Annotated in this window: 13 protein-coding genes; 11 read left to right on the top strand and 2 right to left on the bottom strand. The window is 42.0% G+C overall.

Annotation, left to right across the window (positions count from 1 at the left end; all coding sequences use genetic code 11):
* Positions 1-844: sensor histidine kinase (locus AC5590_RS04960; protein WP_169263285.1), on the top strand; the 844-nt coding region annotated here is incomplete at its 5' end.
* Between the two features lie 20 nt (positions 845-864).
* On the opposite strand, the gene AC5590_RS04955 is transcribed toward AC5590_RS04960, so the two are convergent.
* Positions 865-1,314, bottom strand: coding sequence for a DUF2127 domain-containing protein (locus AC5590_RS04955; RefSeq protein ID WP_169263284.1), 450 nt, complete (start codon positions 1,312-1,314; stop codon positions 865-867).
* 178 nt (positions 1,315-1,492) lie between these two features.
* The gene (locus tag AC5590_RS04950) at positions 1,493-1,987 is read right to left on the bottom strand and encodes a PepSY domain-containing protein (protein ID WP_169263283.1); all 495 of its coding nucleotides are present in this window, start codon (positions 1,985-1,987) and stop codon (positions 1,493-1,495) included.
* 352 nt (positions 1,988-2,339) lie between these two features.
* Between AC5590_RS04950 and AC5590_RS04945 the strand changes: the two genes are divergently transcribed.
* From AC5590_RS04945 to AC5590_RS04900, 10 genes are all read left to right on the top strand, one after another.
* Positions 2,340-3,107, top strand: coding sequence for a COG4705 family protein (locus AC5590_RS04945; RefSeq protein WP_169263282.1), 768 nt, complete (start codon positions 2,340-2,342; stop codon positions 3,105-3,107).
* 203 nt (positions 3,108-3,310) lie between these two features.
* Positions 3,311-4,054 (top strand): COG4705 family protein, encoded by a 744-nt coding sequence (locus tag AC5590_RS04940; RefSeq protein ID WP_169263281.1) that lies wholly within the window; start codon positions 3,311-3,313, stop codon positions 4,052-4,054.
* A 106-nt stretch (positions 4,055-4,160) separates the two neighbouring features.
* Positions 4,161-4,859, top strand: coding sequence for a phosphatase PAP2 family protein (locus AC5590_RS04935; RefSeq protein ID WP_169263280.1), 699 nt, complete (start codon positions 4,161-4,163; stop codon positions 4,857-4,859).
* Between the two features lie 119 nt (positions 4,860-4,978).
* A complete protein-coding gene (locus AC5590_RS04930; RefSeq protein ID WP_169263279.1) occupies positions 4,979-5,656 on the top strand; it encodes a response regulator in 678 nt (225 codons plus the stop codon).
* A gap of 4 nt (positions 5,657-5,660) precedes the next feature.
* Positions 5,661-6,953, top strand: a complete 1,293-nt coding sequence (locus tag AC5590_RS04925) for a sensor histidine kinase (protein ID WP_169263278.1) — start codon at positions 5,661-5,663, stop codon at positions 6,951-6,953.
* 169 nt (positions 6,954-7,122) lie between these two features.
* Entirely contained in the window at positions 7,123-8,280 is a 1,158-nt protein-coding gene (locus AC5590_RS04920; RefSeq protein WP_169263277.1) for an acyltransferase family protein, read from the top strand.
* Positions 8,281-8,923: 643 nt separating this feature from the next.
* Complete coding sequence (locus AC5590_RS04915) at positions 8,924-12,049, top strand: efflux RND transporter permease subunit (protein WP_169263276.1); 3,126 nt, start codon at positions 8,924-8,926, stop codon at positions 12,047-12,049.
* A gap of 197 nt (positions 12,050-12,246) precedes the next feature.
* Positions 12,247-15,369 (top strand): efflux RND transporter permease subunit, encoded by a 3,123-nt coding sequence (locus tag AC5590_RS04910; protein ID WP_169263275.1) that lies wholly within the window; start codon positions 12,247-12,249, stop codon positions 15,367-15,369.
* 146 nt (positions 15,370-15,515) lie between these two features.
* The gene (locus tag AC5590_RS04905; RefSeq protein WP_169263274.1) at positions 15,516-15,989 is read left to right on the top strand and encodes a copper resistance CopC family protein; all 474 of its coding nucleotides are present in this window, start codon (positions 15,516-15,518) and stop codon (positions 15,987-15,989) included.
* Between the two features lie 134 nt (positions 15,990-16,123).
* Positions 16,124-18,154, top strand: coding sequence for a heavy metal translocating P-type ATPase (locus AC5590_RS04900; protein ID WP_169263273.1), 2,031 nt, complete (start codon positions 16,124-16,126; stop codon positions 18,152-18,154).
* Positions 18,155-18,303: the final 149 nt, after the last annotated feature.

Here is an 18,303-nt window from a genome sequence, read left to right as displayed (position 1 = left end):
TCAACTAGTTGGGTATGTCAGAGTAAGTCAATCTCTAGAAGAATTTGAGGAAACCCTGGAAAAATTGGACTGGGGATTAGGCGGTGGAATTATTATAACTTTGGTTCTTAGTGGAGTTGGGGGAATTTTACTAACTCGTCAAGCGATGCAGCCAATTGAGGAGAGTTTTCAAAGACTCAAACAGTTTACTGCTGATGCTTCCCACGAACTACGCAGTCCGTTAATGGCAATTAAAATTAATGCTGATTTGGCGCTAGAATACCCAGAAGAAATAGGAGCAAAAGAGGTAGAAAAGTTTCAGGCGATCGCCAGCGCTACTAACCAGATGACTCGCCTCACAGAAGACTTACTATTCTTAGCACGCACCGATAAAGTTCCGAATCAAAATTGGGAGACTCTCAATTTAACGTCTATTTTAGAGAACTTAGTACAACTGTATAAACCTCAAGCTCAAGCTAAGCAAATTAACTTAATATCTCAGTTAAGCGAAAATCTTTATCTGATGGGTGATTCAGTTCAATTGACACGGCTATTTACGAATTTAATTGAAAACGCCCTTTATTACACACCATCATCCGGTGTAGTTGAAATCAAAACTAGTCGTGTCGCTTCCCAGCTTTATGTGAACGTGCAAGACACAGGTGTGGGAATTGCGCCAGAACATATCGACAAGGTTTTTGAGCGCTTTTGGCGAGCAGATCTGTCTCGTTCTTATTGGGGAGGTGGTTCTGGTTTGGGGTTGGCGATCGCTCAAGCCATTGCTCAAAATCATGGTGGATTGATTACTGTCACGAGTCAATTAGGAATTGGTAGTTGTTTTACAGTACGCTTACCAGCTTCTTGACTATCAAGACTTGATAAAATTTACTTTTTATGCTTCATAAAATGACGCAGCAAGTACCAGAAGACAGCTACATTCAATAAAAGTACTATGAACTTTAGTATTGTAATTCCTTTAATTAACTCAAAGATTTCTGGAGGGATACTAATGCCAACAAGTCCCACAACTAACAGTGTTGCCCAGGATTTTTCATACCACAATCCAACTGCTTCAATTGCAGTTACAATAGCATAAACCCCAATAGCTATTCCGCTGAATTTCAGTTTTGTTGGACTTATCTTCAGAATTTTATCTATGAGCAATTCAATAATTGTCATTTTGGTTTCTAAAACATAAGATTCTGAAAAATCAGCTAAGTTTTGGTAATTTTTTAGTGCTAATAGCAAGGCGATAGAAGTAACAGCTAAGAGTGAAGCGACAAAGGTCTTGTAAATGACAATTGCTAATAAACCAGGTGGGCGCTTATTTTTCACGTAACCTCTTCAAATTGTTTAATATCTACTTGATTCTAATCCCAATTATACAAATAAGGGATTGTGAAGGTTATCTTCAACAATCCCCATGTAGTTGATGTTTTGTTAATACGCGCTACAGCAGTATTTTACTTAACTTCTGGTGCTTACAACTGAGATAGTGTAAATTTCAATTTCCCTACTTACCATCATCATTAGTTTCACCATCGCCATCACTGGTTTGCTGAACTTGAATGCTACTTTTGGGGCGAGTGGCTTCATTCTTATCGTCTTCTTGATTGGCATTCTCAGTGTAGAGAACCTTAGCATTACCAGCATCAACTTTAATCTCTTGCTGGGCAATTTCTACAGCATAAACTAAGTTGCCATTTTCATTTTCGAGTTTGACGCTGCTAGCTTTACCTCCTACAGATGTTTCAGCTGCTTGCTGTGCTTGTTGTGCTGTAATTTTAGCTAGAGGTTGTAATTTAGTTGCTTCTTGCTGTTCTTGTGCATCGTCGTTGGTTTCACCATCGCCATCACTAGCTTGCGCAACTTGGGTAACACTATGATGCTGACGCACAATTGCAACTGGAGATTGTGGTTGTTTTGCAGACACAACTCGCGATAATCCAGCAAGTCCCAAAGTACCAAAAAAAGCTGTTGTCAAAATGATTTTTGTTGAAGTTTTCATAGTTGTAGAATACCTTTCATTCTGGGTTTGTCTTTTCACGGTATGTAAGAAAAGTTCAGAAATAGTCAAGATTGGTTGGAGTTAACAAAATTCAATATCAAATCGTTAAATCAAGTAAGAATTAGAGATTTCAGCAATTTTCTATTCATCTATCAAGGGTAAATTCCGCTTGAAATAAAATCTTGACTTTTTCTTGACCTTTGGTGTGTATAGTGCAATCACTATGTACCAAATAAAGTTATAAAAAAACTTTTCTCTGCTTCTATTGAGGCGAGTTTTTTTAGGTACTATTGTGACTAAATTGATATCAACAAACTATAAATCATTACTTTTAGAAAGGAGGAGGAATACGATGAAGAAGATGTTAAACAGGGTTCCAGAGATTACACTTGTTTTCTGGATTATTAAGGTTCTCGCAACCACGGTAGGTGAAACGGCAGCAGATTATTTGTCAGTAACCCTGAACCTTGGTTTAAGTGCTACATCGTATATAATGAGCGGCATATTATTGATTGTGCTTTTGAATCAGTTTAGGCTGAAACGGTATATTCCATTGAGTTACTGGATTGTAGTTGTTTTGATGAGTATTACTGGCACACTGATCACTGATAGATTGGTGGACGAGCTTAAAGTTAGTTTGATGACAACTACTGTGATTTTTAGTGTTTCCTTATTGGTAGTCTTTGCGCTCTGGTATTCAAACGAAAAGACGTTAGCCATGCACTCCATAAATACAGCGAAAAGAGAACTTTTCTACTGGGTAGCTATTTTATTTACGTTTGCCTTGGGAACCGCAACAGGAGATCTCTTGGCAGAGGCTTTGAAGCTGGGATATACCCAATCAGCACTGATATTTGGTGCTTCAATTGCAGTAATAACAGTCAGTTATTATTACTTCAGAATGAATGCTGTTTTGGCATTTTGGTTAGCTTACATCTTGACTCGTCCGCTTGGAGCATCTATAGGCGATTTACTATCCCAACCTGCTTCAAATGGTGGCTTTGGTTTAGGTACGGTTGGCACTAGTATGCTTTTTCTTTCTATAATAACGAGTTTGGTTATTTACTTAAGCCTGAAGCAGAAGAAATCAGTATCATTGCCGATCAACTCACAACACTGATTGGCGCTCGCCTTCTCGAACTTGGGCATTTTTCTGTTTGTGAAGAGGCGATTTGGTTGGCAATTTGTGATCGCCTGATCCATCCCTTCACTGTTCAATAGCTTTTAAAACTGTAGTCCTGATTCCACATAGCTTAGGTTGTTTCTACCAGACTGCGCTCATCGGAATGATGATGACTTACTATTTTTTATTGTGAAAAAGAAATGAACAAAGTTGCAAAAGTCACAATTTTCTTCTGGATCATGAAGATCATCGCTACGACGCTTGGCGAGACGGCAGGTGACTTCATCTCAATGTCTCTTGGGCTGGGGTATTACATAGCCTTTGCCGTAACGTTCGCCATTCTGGCTATTTTCCTGTTTTTTCAAATTCAATCCGACAGATATCGTCCAGTCCTTTATTGGGCGGCTATCATTGCGACAACCACAGCCGGAACCGAAGTTTCAGACCTGATGGATCGATCTTTCGGATTGGGCTACGCACTGGGATCGCTTATTCTGGTAGCCTGTCTGTTGAGCGTTCTTGCCATCTGGTACTACCGCGATCGGGATCTGAGCGTTTATCCGATTATGAGGAAAGACGCAGAGACCACCTATTGGCTGGCTGTCGTGTTCTCCAACAGTTTGGGAACGGCATTTGGTGACTTTCTGACAAGCAACTTGGGACTGAGCTATATCCAGGGCGCATTTGTGACGGCCAGCGTCATTGGTGTTGTCATCGCCCTTCACTACCTAACAAAGTTGAGCGATATTCTCTTATTCTGGCTCGCGTTCATCTTCACGCGACCCTTCGGAGCCACCTTCGGAGATTTTCTTACCAAACCAGTCAAAGATGGTGGTCTATCACTGCCAAGGGGCTATGCTTCGGCGATCGCCTTTATCCTGCTGGCTGTTGTCCTATTCTTTTCAGTGCGAAAGGAGAAAAAAGTGCGTCACCCAATTGAGTGATGCATTTAAACTGCTGCTACTTGAAGGCGGAAGACGGAAGTCACGTTAGCAGAGAGTAAGGTTTTCATTCCCAAGCATATCTTTTGTGAGCTTAATATTTTAACATATGATACAAATTATTTCTACCTTTTGGTTGCGTTATATACATCCTCGTTTGATTTCCTTAATCGCCACAATTGGTATTGTTGGACTTACTAGTTGTCTGCTGATCCTGTTTGTTGTCGCCAAGCTTGCTGAAGAAGTTTTAGAGAAAGAAGCTTTTGCATTTGATACATCTTTTCTTTTATGGTTGCATCAGTTTGCTAATCCGAGTCTAGATAATTTAATGCTGGCTATAACGAGTCTTGGTAGTTCAACGACAGTAGTAGTAGTCGCAGCATTGACTTTAGGAACACTTTGGTGGCGACATTACCGAGTCGAAACATATATTTTTGTGCTTACCTGTTTAGGAGGGTTAATTTTAAATAGAGGGTTAAAGTTATTTTTCTCTAAACCTCGTCCACAACTTTGGACTCTTTTGATTTCTGAGAAGTCTTTTAGTTTTCCCAGTGGTCATGCATTAGGTTCTATGGTACTGTACGGTTTTATTGCTTATATACTAGCTACTCATTCTCCGAAATTTTCACAGATAATCTACACTTTAGCAGTTATTTTAATTGTGGCAATTGGTACCAGTCGGCTGTATTTAGGAGTACATTGGCCGACAGATATAATTGCAGGTTACGGTATTGGATTTTTGTGGTTGATGATATGTATCACAATGCTGAAGCTACAGAGATTAAGGCAGGGACAGTCTCTTGATTGAAAAAGCTAAACTTGATTGATCGGTTGTGGTGGGATGAAATAGCGCATATGTTCCTTCCCGTAACACTGTTAATATAGAACCACATTGTTTTTAGCTAGTGAAACAACAAAAAGACAACTGTGAAAATTCTTTTGGTGGAAGATGATGAGCGGATTGCCTTGGCACTAGCAGAAGCCTTAACTGACCAACATTATGTGGTTGATATTGCGTCGGATGGTCAACAAGGGTGGGATTTTGTAGAAATCTTTTTCTATGACCTAATTGTATTGGATATAATGTTACCGCAGTTAGATGGTATCAGCTTTTGCCAGCAGTTGCGTAGAAGAGGTTATTCTATGCCAATTTTAATGCTGACAGCTAAAGACACCAGTACTGATAAAGTTATGGGGCTAGATGTAGGTGCAGATGATTATGTGGTCAAACCCTTTAATTTACAAGAGTTAATGGCTCGAATTCGCGCTTTGCTGCGGCGTGGAATTGCTATTTTACCTCCTGTTCTGGAATGGAAAAATTTGTGTTTAGATCCTAGTAAAATTGAGGTGACATATAAGGGAAAGCTGATACATCTTTCTCCAAAAGAATATCGAATATTAGAGTTATTTATGCGTCATACTCATCGAGTATTTAGTCGTCGTGAAATTCTCGAACATCTTTGGTCTTTCGAGGAAATACCAGGAGAAGAAACAGTTAAAGTTCACATTCGGAGTTTACGCCAAAAATTAAAATCAGCTGGAGCCTCTGCTGATTTTATCGAGACAATCTACGGCTTGGGTTATCGCCTCAAGCAATCTTCTTAAGTTTATGTTTCAGGTTTTACGCTGGCGGCTTCTACTTTCATATATAAGTGTTATGGTGGTGATTTTGGGAGTATCCACTGTAGTTGTTTATGAGTTTGTTGCCTACAAACTTTATCAAAAACTAGACCGCCAGATGATTACATTAGCAGATGCTGCTGCTCATAGTTTACTAACAATTAAGGCTGATGCAAAAGCGATTTCGCGTAGAACTCCTCGGAATTTAGATTATGATGATGACTTAGATATACCTTGGCAAGATTTACACAATAATTATCAAAGTGTGGAATGGTTTGATGCCAATGGTCGGTTATTGGGTAATGCAGGTCGTTATATTCCTCAAATTCCATTTAATCCAAATATAAAAACTTCTCAAAAGGAAAAAATCCGCAGCATTATTATCCCTGTCTACTCCGCTAGTTTTATTCCAGAAAAAAAACAACTACAAGGATATGTACGGGTAAATGAATCTACTGAAAATTTGCAAGAAGAACTCGATAGGCTTATGTGGGGGTTCAGTTGTGGAGGACTCATTGCTGTTATTTTAACTGGGATTGGCAGTTGGTGGTTGACAAGACAATCCTTAAAGCCTGTTGAACAAAGTTTTCAACAATTAAAACAGTTCACTGCGGATGCTTCCCATGAGTTGCGAAGTCCCCTTACAGTTGTAAAAACCTCTGTTGAGGTGATGATGAATCACCCAGAACGAATTCATCCCAATGATGAAAAGAAGTTGAAAGCGATCGCAAGCGCGACTAACCAAATGACTCGTTTAGTAGAAGATTTACTCCTGTTAGCAAGAACTGACACCACACAAACGCTAACTTTTAAGTGGGTATCAATTCCCCTAGATGAACTTTTAGAAGATTTGATGGATTTACTGCAACTACAAGCAGATGTTAAGGGAATCATCCTCAAGTCAGAAATACCCGAAGAGGTGTTTGTTAAGGGGAACCCTGTTGAGTTAAAGCGATTATTTTCTAATCTCCTAGAAAATGCTTTGCAGTATACACCAACTGGAGGAACTGTGAGTGTCGGGGTAGTGAGACGAGATCGCTTTGTTTTTGTTTCTGTCAATGATACTGGTATTGGTATTGCCTCAGAAGATATTCCACTAGTTTTCAATCGCTTTTGGAGGGCAGATAAAGCCAGAAGCCACAGAGAAGGAGGTTTGGGCTTGGGATTAGCCATTGCTGCGGCGATCGCCCACACTCACAGCGGAGAAATCACTGTCAAAAGTCAAGTTGGCGTTGGTAGTTCTTTTCAAGTACGCCTGCTTGCTGTTTTGAAAACATACTGAGTACAGAAATTAGTTCAGATATTAACTATCTTTCCGAGTTTTTTACTTTTCACATCTAAAGTAGCTAGTACCGCTTTGCGAAATTCAAAAACCATGATTGTTCTGTAGCTTTTAACAAAAGTGGAAATGGTTTAGCAAATTCGTTTACCTGTACTAGAACAGTAAGAGAATGAATCCGTTAACTGAAAAACCGCCTCGTCAAAAGTTGCATCTTCATTACCTGGATGGCTTACGAGGAATTGCAGCTTTGTATGTGGTAGCCGTACATATTGAACCATCTCTAGGAGAAAAGTTACCTACATTTTGGTTACTTTTTAAAAATACACTGAGATATGGTGCATTCAGTGTTGTTATTTTTATTGTCCTTTCTGGCTATGTTCTCATGTTGCCAGTTACACGTTCACAAAGTGGTTTTGTTTCTGGTGGTTTACTTGAGTATTTTAAAAGGCGTTGGCGTCGAATCTTACCACCTTACTACGCGACTCTGTTGGCATGTCTCTTACTCGCATTTGCAATATTCTTGCTAGAGAAATTTACTACTTTTCAATGGGATGAAGTTGCAGGAAAAGGCCCATTTTCTCCTGACTTTTCATTGATTGATGTGTTATCTCACCTATTCCTTGTTCACAATTTTGCCCGTAGTACATCCATGACTATTAACCCACCAATGTGGAGTGTAGCAACAGAGTGGCAGTTATATTTTTTATTTCCACTTTTACTACTACCCATATGGCGGCGTTTCGGGTTGTTATCAGTCGTTATTGCTGGCTTTAGTTTAGGAATATTACCATTTTATATTCTGCATGATTTTTCAATGGCAACCAGTTCTTGGTTCATTGGCTTATTTACCTTGGGAATGGCTGCAGCAGAAATTGGATTTTCTCAAAAACTCCAGTTAATTGCTTTGAAAAAATCCTTACCGTGGGGTATTATGGCAATAACTTTAACTATTGTTGCTTTTATAACTGAGTGGAAAAGACTGGGACTACCGATATGGATTGGTCAGAGTTTTTTTGGTGCTTCAGCAGCTTGCCTATTTATTTACTGCACTCAGTTTGTGATTTCGGGCAAAAAGTTACCTCATGTTTTAGGGGTAGTTGAGCATCCTTGGGTAATTACATTGGGCGCATTTTCTTACAGTCTGTATCTCACCCATGGACCAGTCATCACCATGCTACGTTACTTTCTTTATACTCTAAATATGACGCCCTTCATGTTTGCGACAACATCTTACTTAATGGGTGTAGTACTATCCCTACTCATTGCTTATTGGTTTTATTTAATTTTTGAGCGACCATTTATGTCCAACTTCAATCGTTGCAAGTGAGATTTTGAGGTGATTTGTTTACGGCGAACACGTAGTGTGCGCTTGCGCTTACAGAATGACATTCAGGATTTTTTGACTTTTGCAAGAAGTCTAGTTATTGGGACTTTAGAAAATTCGGACTGGAAAAGTACCTGAAATCCTTGGCAGATAACGGAACTTAAACATTTTTGAGGGATAAACAAGCCTCAAACCCATACAGGGTAAGGGAAATACACCAAATGCTCAAAAATGGTTGAAACCCAAATATATCAAAAAACTAGGCGAAATGATGTCAAAGTCTTTCTGTATATAGATTTGAGGTTTGTTTATGGGTGTTTTTTGTCTAAGTCCCAATAAGGGAAATACGTCGATGAGCTAAAAATGTCTCAAGTTCAGTTCAATCAAGGAAAAGTGATGAATCGATGTAAAACCTTTATCACATCTAAGTTTGGAGCTAATTTGAGCTTAGTTTTTTACAAAGTCCCATGCAAGTTTTTATATTGTTTTGCAAACTAGACTTAAAAAAATCTTCGTCAAACTAGATTTCATCCCAATTTCATCTTCTTCTGAGAAATTATGAGTAGTGCTTAACCATTAACATCGCTCTCATCCCAACTGGTTGAGCAGCATTGGAAAGCAAATATCCCAGCCAGGGGTCTAAAAAATGCTCAATTCCATCATTAAATGGGCGATCGCTCGCCGTTGGCTAGTCGTTTTAAGTGCAATTATCCTGATGTTTTGGATATTTAGGACAATTATCCAAATGCCTCTGGATGTCTTCCCCAGCTTTGCGCCCCCCCAAGTCGAAATTCAAACTGAAGCACCGGGACTTGCTCCCGAAGAATTGGAATCCCTGGTAACTTTACCAATTGAAAGTGCAATTAACGGGACTCCGGGCATCACTGCGGTACGCTCTTCGAGTGCGGCGGGCATTTCTGTTGTCAAAGTCATTTTTAACTGGGGAACCGATATCTATCAAGCTCGCCAGCTAGTAACAGAGCGATTGCAACAAGCTCAAAGTAAGCTTCCATCCGGGGTAGAAACGCCACAAATTTCCCCTACCAGTTCCCCCATTGGCACTGTACTACAGTATGCCTTTACTTCTCAAAGCACTCCTTTAATGGAAGTGCGGCGTATTGTTGATTGGCAAGTGACAAACCGCCTTTTGGCTGTCCCCGGCGTTAGCCAGGTAGTAGCATACGGTGGTGATAGTCGTCAATATCAAGTATTGGTTGATCCAGAGAAATTAAAAGCATTTAATATTACTTTACAAAACATAGTAGAAGCAGCTTCTGCTGCCAATGTCAATGCTCCTGGTGGCTATTTTATCACCCCTGACCGAGAAAAGTTAATTCGGGGTATTGGGCGGATTGAATCTATCGAAGAATTACAGCAATCAGTCATTACCTCGCGCAATGGTACGCCTATTAAGTTATCCGATGTCACTAATGTGCAAATTGGTGCAGCTATTAAACGGGGCGATGGCACCTTTAACGGTCAAAAGGCAATTATTGTCATGATTAATAAACAGCCGCAAGCTGATACTCCCACTGTTACCCGCGCCATAGAAAGGGCGATGGAAGAGATTAAAGCAGGCTTACCTAAAGACGTTCAGGTACACCCAACATTTCGTCAAGAAAACTATATCGATTCTTCTATTGAAAATGTTAGAGAAGCTTTAGTTGAAGGCAGCATTATTGTTGCGATTATTCTCATTCCGTTTTTGATGAATTGGCGCAACTTGGCTATTTGTTTAACTGCTCTTCCCTTGTCTTTACTAATAGGAGTACTGGCACTGAATTGGTTGGGACAAGGTTTAAATACGATGACTTTGGGAGGGTTAGCAGTAGCAATTGGTTCAGCAGTTGATGATGCGATTGTCGATGCTGAAAATGTCTTTCGTAACCTGCGAGAAAATAAATACTCTCCTAACCCGCGTCCTGTTCTAGATGTTGTATTTGACGGCTGTCAGGAGGTGCGCGATTCAGTATTTGGAGCTACGATAATTACAATAGTTGTCTTCTCTCCAATTTTTGCTTTGAGTGGCGTAGAAGGTAGCATTTTTATTCCAATGGGGTTGGGATATCTAGCAGCAGTTCTCGCTTCTAGCGTGACAGCATTGACGGTGACTCCAGCTTTATGTGCAATTCTTTTGCCTTACGGTAACTTGCCAGAAACCGAACCTTGGGTTGCGAGATTTTTTAAAAAGCTCTATCATCCCCTGTTAACATTTTCTATACGCCGTTCTGGAATTATTATCGCCGTAGCTGCTGCCAGTTTAGTAGCAGCAACTGTGATTTTTCCCTCCTTTGGAAGAGTATTTTTACCAGAGTTTCAGGAACAAACTTTGGTAAATACCGTGTTGCTATATCCGGGTGTTTCTCTGGAAGCGACTAACAGTGCAGGCTACGCTATCCAAGATGCACTTAAGGGAGACTCCAGATTTCCTTACGTGCAGTTACGTTCTGGACGTGCGCCTGGTGATGCGGATGCAGCAGGGGTGAATTTGGGACACTTGGATATTGAGTTAAGCGACTCAGGAATGAAAGACAGGGAGGCGACTATTGAGAAGCTGCGAGAGGAATTTGCTAAGTTACCAGGGGTAGCACCGAATATTGGTGGTTTTATCTCTCACCGGATGGATGAGGTGTTGTCTGGAGTCAGGAGTGCGATCGCAGTCAAAATTTTCGGTTCAGAATTAGAACAACTCCGCACTATTGGGAGTCAGGTAGATGAGGTGATGAAAACCGTTAATGGTATTGTAGATTTGCAACTTGAACCTCAAGTACCAGTAGAACAGATACAAATTAAGTTCAATCGAGGAGCAGCTTCTCGATATGGTTTGACAGTTGGAAAACTTTCCGAAATTATTGAAACTGCGCTCAATGGACGAGTAGTGTCTCAAGTGTTGGAAAATCAACAAACTTTCGATTTAGTTGTGTGGTTAAAACCAGATGCACGGCAAAACCTGGATACCATTAACAATTTATTAGTTGATACTCCTGGTGGTAATAAAATTCCCCTAGCACAAGTTGCCGCAATTGACAATGGTACTGGTCCCAACACTATCAACAGAGAAAATGTTTCCCGTTTGATTGTGGTTTCTGCTAATGCAAGCGGCAGAGATTTGCGCTCTATCGTGAATGAAATTCAAACCAAAGTTAAGCAACAAGTACAGATACCCTCTGGCTACTATATCCAGTATGCTGGTCAATTCGAGGCGCAAGAACGAGCTACTCAAAATATCTTAATTTTTAGTGCCATAGCCTTTGTCGTCATTACAGTAATCATGTACCTTTCAGTCAAATCCATTCCTTCTACCGCCATGATTATGATTAATTTGCCTTTGGCATTAGTCGGAGGAATATTTTCGGTAGCTTTGACTGGAAGCGTTATTTCCATCGCTTCTTTGGTTGGTTTTGTCACTCTATTTGGAGTCGCCACCCGTAATGGTTTGTTACTGGTGGATAATTACAACACCAAATATGCTGAAGGGATGGCTTTTAAAGAAGTTCTGATGAAAGGTTCAATGGAACGTCTTAACGCTATTTTGATGACAGCTTTTACTTCAGCTTTAGGATTAGCACCCCTAGTCGTTGAAAGTGGTCCTGGAAAGGAAATTCTGCAGCCACTTTCAATAGTCGTATTGGGTGGGTTGTTTACTTCTACAGCGTTAACGCTAGTCGTTTTACCTGCGTTGTATGCTAAATTTGGTAGGATTTTGCTGCCAAAGAGAACTATGCCAGTTGTAGCTAATGGTAAGGCAGTTGGAGCCGTTTTGGAAAATTGATTTGTAAAAATTACTGAGTGTGAAAATAACATCAATTTTTCTTGGTGCAAGATCTGAGCTAACCAAAAAAGTAAATTTCATCCTGATTTCATCTTGATTTGAGAAAGTAAGTACAGTGCCGAACCTTTAACATTGCTACTCATCCCAACAGGCTGAGTAGCATTGGAAAGCAGATATCCCAGCCAGGGGTCTAAAAAATGCTCAATTCCATCGTCAAGTGGTCGATTGCCCAACGGTGGCTAATCGTTATCGCTTCTATATTAATTAGCCTGTGGGGATTTCGCGTCATAACGCAAATGCCTTTAGACGTATTTCCTGCCTTTGCACCACCACAGGTGGAAATTCAGACAGAAGCTTCTGGTTTGGCACCAGAAGAAATTGAGTCTTTGGTCACTCGCCCAATTGAGAGTGCTATTAATGGTACACCCGGACTAGAATCTTTACGCTCTGCTTCTGCCGTGGGGATTTCTGCTATTAAAGCCGTCTTTAGCTGGGACACTGACATTTACCGTGCCCGTCAACTGGTGACAGAGCGATTACAAGGGGCAAAACTGCCACAGGGGGTAGATCAGCCAGAAATTCTCCCTGTTAACTCGCCCTTGGGATGGGCTGTCAAATACGCCTTTTCTGCTGAAAGCACTGACATGATGGAAGTGTGGCGCATTGTCAATTGGGACGTGAGAAACCGCTTACTGGCAGTGCAAGGAGTTAGTAATGTATTTATCTACGGTGGAGATGAGCGTCAGTATCAAGTTTTGGTTGATCCAGACAAGCTGAAAGCGTACAATGTTTCCCTGCTAGAAGTTACTAAAGCAGTGCAGAATGCTAACGTTAACGTGCCAGGAGGGTTTTTAATTACTCCCGACCAGGAAACGTTGATTCGAGGAATCGGGCGTATCGAGTCGATTGACAAGCTGAAGCGTTCGGTGATAAAAGCAACTAAAGGCACACCCGTATTATTAGAACAGGTAGCAGAGGTCAAAATTGGTCCAGCACTGCGGCGTGGGGATGGGCTATTTCAGGGCAAGCGAGCGGTGATTTTAACTGTTAGCAAGCAGCCTGCGGCAGATACTCCCACCGTTGTGAAAGCTGTGGAAGCAGCAATGGAGGAGATTAAGCCAGGGCTACCAAAGGATGTCAAGTTTACTAAGACGTTTGACCAAAATTTATTTATCGAAGCTTCCGTCAAAAATGTTGAAGAAGCCCTGCGCGATGGCACGATTATCGTTTCAGTCATCCTTGTTATCTTTTTGATGAACTGGCGCACGGTCATTATTAGCCTCAGTGCGCTACCTTTATCGTTACTGTTGGGGATGATTATTCTAAACTTTACTGGACAGGGCATTAACACCATGACTTTGGGAGGACTGGTCGTTGCCATTGGTTCTGTGGTGGATGATGCCATTGTGGATATGGAAAACGTTTACCGCCGATTGAGGGAAAACCAAATAGCAGGCAACCCTAAAAGTCCCTTGCAAGTGGTGTTTGATGGTTCAGTGGAGGTGCGAGTCAGTGTTTTATTTTCTACAGTGATTATTGCGGTGGTCTTTGCACCTATTTTTGCCCTGTCTGGAGTAGAAGGTCGTATTTTCACACCAATGGGGATGGCTTATCTGCTATCGATTCTCGCCTCCACCTTAGTTGCATTGACACTGACTCCAGCGTTGTGCGCCTTACTACTGGCAAATCGCCGCTTGCCCAGTACAGAAACTTGGCTAGAGCGTAAAGTACATCAATTTTATCGTCCGGCGTTGAAGTTTTCAATTCGTCGTCCCAAGGTGATTTTAGGGGTTGCGCTCGCGGGCTTTGTAGCTTCTATGATTATCCTGCCGGGGTTAGGCAAAGTCTTCCTGCCAGAATTCCAAGACCGCTCCTTGGTGAATGCAATAATTCTTTTACCTGGTGAATCTCTAAATGCAACTGACCAAGCAGCTTTAGCAACTATGGATGCCCTCAAAAATGATAAGCGCTTCGATGCCATTGCGTTTCGCTCTGGGTTTGCCCAAGGAGATCCAGATGTAGCAGGGGTGAACTTTGGGGAATTGGATGTGCAAATTAGCTCAGAAGGAGCAAAAAACCGGGAGAAAACAATTGAAGTACTTCGCAAAGAGTTTGAAAAACTTCCTGGTGTCGCCACGAATATTGGTGGATTTATTTCACACCGCATGGATGAAATTCTCTCAGGAGTTAGGAGTGCCATCGCCGTCAAAATCTACGGTCCCGAACTCGAACAACTCCGCACTATTGGCAAGCAGGTACAGTCGGCTATGAGTGGTGTTCCCGGCATTGTGGATTTGCAACTCGAACCCCAAGTTCCGGTCAAGCAGATCCAAATTCAGTTTGATCGCGATGCAGCTGCTCGTTATGGATTAACTGTCGGGGAACTGGCAGAAACGATAGAGACTGGGCTGAACGGTAAAGCTGTTTCCCAAGTGTTAGAGAAACAACAAACGTTCAATCTTGTCGTGTGGTTGCAAGAGCGCTACCGTAACAATTTGGATGTGATTGGCAATTTATTGGTGGACACACCCAACGGGCAGAAAATTCCCCTTTCCCAGGTTGCCAAAGTTGATTATGGCACAGGACCAAGTACCATTAACCGTGAAAACGTTTCCCGCCTGATTATAGTCTCAGCCAATGTTTCCGGACGGGATTTGGGGTCTGTGATTAAAGATGTGCGCGATCGCGTCAAGCAAGTACAACTACCTGGGGGGTACTACATCCAGTATGGCGGTCAGTTTCAAGCACAAGAGCAGGCAACCCAAACCCTCCTGATTTCGGGGGCAGCTGCTTTTGCTGCGATCGCCGTGCTGATTTACTTTGCTGTCAAGTCAATTCCTGCTACGCTGATGATTATGATTAATTTGCCACTAGCGTTAATCGGTGGTGTAATTTCTGTTGCTATAAGTAGTGGGATAATATCTGTCGCTTCGATGGTTGGTTTTATTACCCTATTTGGTGTTGCCACCCGCAACGGTTTACTGTTAGTGGATAACTACAACAATCGCCTAGCTGAAGGAATACCGCTCAAAGAAGTAATTGTTGAGGGTTCGATGGAACGCTTAGTGGCAATTCTATTAACAGCTCTTGCATCAGCACTTGGTATGGTTCCCTTAGTAATTGGCTCTGGCGCAGGCAAAGAAATTTTACAACCTTTAGCGGTAGTAGTGTTAGGAGGATTGTTTACTTCCACTGCTTTAACACTGTTAGTTTTGCCAGCTTTGTATTCTCAATTTGGTAGATTTTTAGTTCCTAAAATTTCTACAAACATACAAAATATTGAAGGAACTCAAGGGTCAAAAAAAGAGTCAATTGTATAAGAATATTTATGGATTTGATATATTGAAGAAAATCATAAATATTCTTAGGAAGCAAGGCATAATAAGAAGTGTAAAAACTTCATAAAACGGGGTAACCCTACCGATTTTTGCTCAATTTGTAATGATTCTAAATGAGGATAAAACGAATGAAATCACTGAAATTAGGTTTTCTTATTTTAGCAAGTACAGGACTAGTTTTGTTGGGAGGTCTTAGTAACAGCAATCAAGCAGCCCAGATTAGTAAAAGTCTATCTGGCTCAACTTTAATTTTAGCCAAAGACCAGTCATCAAATCATGGCGATTCACATGGGAAAAATGCTCAAGTTGTCGAAAATGGAGCCTATCATTTGGAGTTTGTCCCTGAAAAGGAAGCTAATGGAACTCACTTAGATTTCTATTTGCAAAAAGGAGACAATCACGAAGCAATTCCCAATGCGAAAGTGACTGCTCAAGTTCAGTCACCTGATGGGAAGCAAAAGTCAATTCCTCTCTCTTATGACGCCAGCGGCAAACACTATACAGCTGTACTTCCTGGAAACGCAGCTGGTCAGTATCAGGTGAAAGTTACTGCGGATATTGGCGGTAAAAAGGTAGACGGTCGGTTTAGCTTTAAGCAGTAGATTTTTAGGCTCAGTAAAGCTGCTGGGACTTATGTCTAATGCTCCTGATGTCTTTGTAGAATAAAAGCAAATCTACAGTTTTCTAGCTGTTCTTAGAATAGGGTGTTTTCTTAGCTTGAAGGAGGTTTTTGACAATGGAACACCAGCATAGCAGTCACCAAGATCACGAGCATCATACCTCCTCAAGCCACGGAGAACATCAAGGGCATGACAAACATGCTGGGCACAGCCCAGAGATGTTCAAGCAACGCTTTTTCGTGAGCCTCCTGCTGACTCTTCCCATCCTCTACTTTGACCCTCATTTTCAGGAGTGGTTCAACTACCAAGCAATTCAGTTTCCTGGATCAAGTTGGGTCAGTCCTATTCTGTCTATAGTGCTTTATTTCTATGGTGGCTGGGTGTTCGTCCAAGGAGCGTGGCGCGAGCTGCGCTCCCGCATTGGTATGATGACTCTAGTCGCGTTGGCAATTACTGTAGCCTTCGTCTACAGTTTGGCTGTGACGCTGGGTTTACCAGGGATGCCGTTTTACTGGGAACTAGCAACCTTAATAGATGTAATGTTGTTGGGACACTGGATTGAAATGGCTTCAGTGCAGGGAGCAAGTCAAGCACTTGAGCATCTAGCGCAACTCGTTCCTTCAGTAGCTCATCGATTGGTAGATGAGCGCCTGGAGAATGTATCCGTAAGCGAACTTCAGGCGGAAGAAATCATCCTGATTCGTCCTGGTGAACAAATCCCCATAGATGGAGTAGTGATTGAGGGAGCATCAAGCGTCAACGAAGCATTTCTCACAGGGGAATCTCGTCCAGTGTCCAAACAAGAAGGTGACGAGGTAGTTGCTGGGGCGGTTAATGGGGAAGGAGCACTGAAGGTTCAAGTCACGCGCACGGGAGAGAAGACAACCCTTAGCCAAATTATGCGTTTGGTGCAAGAAGCCCAAAGTTCTAGAAGCCGTTACCAAGTCTTAGCTGACCAGGTTGCTTACTGGCTGACTTTGATTGCAATTGGTGTTGGAACATTAACTTTTGTAATTTGGCTATCTCTGCAAGACTTGACTTTTGCCATCAACCGTGCAGTTACTGTGTTAGTCATTGCCTGTCCTCATGCTCTAGGTCTGGCAATTCCTTTGGTTATTGTCAATGCTACAGCAATGTCAGCGAAAAACGGAATCTTGGTTCGCAACCGTGAAGCCTTTGAGCGGGCAAGAGACATCAAAACCATTGCTTTCGACAAGACAGGTACTTTAACTGAGGGGCGGTTCGGAGTACAAGCTGTTTATGTTGAAGGTTTGAGTAAAAAGGAGGCTTTGGCAATTGCTGCTGCCCTTGAAAGTCTTTCCGAACATCCATTAGCTCAAGCAATAGTGGAAGAAGCTGAACGTGAACACGTCCAGCTCTCTTCTGCAACCGACTTCAAGGCGATTGCTGGTAAAGGAGTGGAAGGTAAAGTGGGCGGAAAGTCATATTGCGTTGGTCGTCCGGAGTGGATTGGAGAGTTAGGCATTGAGTTTCCTTTATCTGTGCAAAGTGGTCTTGAGGAGTCGGAAGCTAAGGGCGAGAGCGTGATTGCTTTGATGGACGAAACAAGGGTTCTCGCTTTATTTGCACTAGCAGACCGAGTGCGAGAAAGTGCCCGTGAAGCAGTCCGTCAGCTACAACAGCAGGGTATTCAAGTAGTGATGATTACTGGGGATGCTGAAGCTGTTGCTCAGACTGTTGCAGCAGATTTGCACCTTGACCGTTATCACGCTCGCATTTTGCCAAGTGAGAAGGCGCAGTTGGTGCGATCGCTCAAAACTAAAGCACCTGCCGCCTTTGTTGGTGATGGCATCAATGATGCACCAGCACTGCTGGAAGCCGATTTGGGAATCGCCATTGGTGCGGGAACAAATGTCGCCATTGAATCAGCTGACTTGGTACTTATCGAGGATGATCCCGTGGATGTGGCGCGGGCGCTCAAATTAGGAAAGGCTACGTACTCCAAAATGATACAGAACCTGTTGTGGGCTACTGGGTATAACGTTATAGCTATTCCTTTAGCTGCGGGAGTTGCCTATCCCCTGGGTTTTCTCCTTTCTCCGGCAGTAGGAGCTTTGTTTATGAGCCTTTCCACTGTTATCGTATCAATTAATGCTATGACTCTACGCCGAGTACCGCTGGCTTAGATTTGATAATTTGGGATTTTTTTCTAATGTTACTTTGGATGCTTAAGCCAGAGAGTCAACTCCCAGAACAGAAGCCATGTTTAAAGCAGTAGAGTTATAACAATGGTGAACACTAAGTAAGTCGGCGTTAAAAAATCAACCTACATAAC

This window comes from Brasilonema octagenarum UFV-OR1, assembly GCF_963888615.1.
Lineage (GTDB): Bacteria > Cyanobacteriota > Cyanobacteriia > Cyanobacteriales > Nostocaceae > Brasilonema > Brasilonema sennae.
This window is presented reverse-complemented; position numbering and strand designations above follow the sequence as displayed.

Bases quoted from the DNA above. Each gene is read 5' to 3' on its own strand.
- AC5590_RS04915 (WP_169263276.1), top strand. From the start codon at position 8,924: ATGCTCAATTCCATCATTAAATGGGCGATCGCTCGCCGTTGGCTAGTC.
- AC5590_RS04920 (WP_169263277.1), top strand. From the start codon at position 7,123: ATGAATCCGTTAACTGAAAAACCGCCTCGTCAAAAGTTGCATCTTCAT.
- AC5590_RS04940 (WP_169263281.1), top strand. From the start codon at position 3,311: ATGAACAAAGTTGCAAAAGTCACAATTTTCTTCTGGATCATGAAGATC.
- AC5590_RS04950 (WP_169263283.1), bottom strand. From the start codon at position 1,987: ATGAAAACTTCAACAAAAATCATTTTGACAACAGCTTTTTTTGGTACT.
- AC5590_RS04945 (WP_169263282.1), top strand. From the start codon at position 2,340: ATGAAGAAGATGTTAAACAGGGTTCCAGAGATTACACTTGTTTTCTGG.
- AC5590_RS04925 (WP_169263278.1), top strand. From the start codon at position 5,661: ATGTTTCAGGTTTTACGCTGGCGGCTTCTACTTTCATATATAAGTGTT.
- AC5590_RS04910 (WP_169263275.1), top strand. From the start codon at position 12,247: ATGCTCAATTCCATCGTCAAGTGGTCGATTGCCCAACGGTGGCTAATC.
- AC5590_RS04900 (WP_169263273.1), top strand. From the start codon at position 16,124: ATGGAACACCAGCATAGCAGTCACCAAGATCACGAGCATCATACCTCC.
- AC5590_RS04905 (WP_169263274.1), top strand. From the start codon at position 15,516: ATGAAATCACTGAAATTAGGTTTTCTTATTTTAGCAAGTACAGGACTA.
- AC5590_RS04935 (WP_169263280.1), top strand. From the start codon at position 4,161: ATGATACAAATTATTTCTACCTTTTGGTTGCGTTATATACATCCTCGT.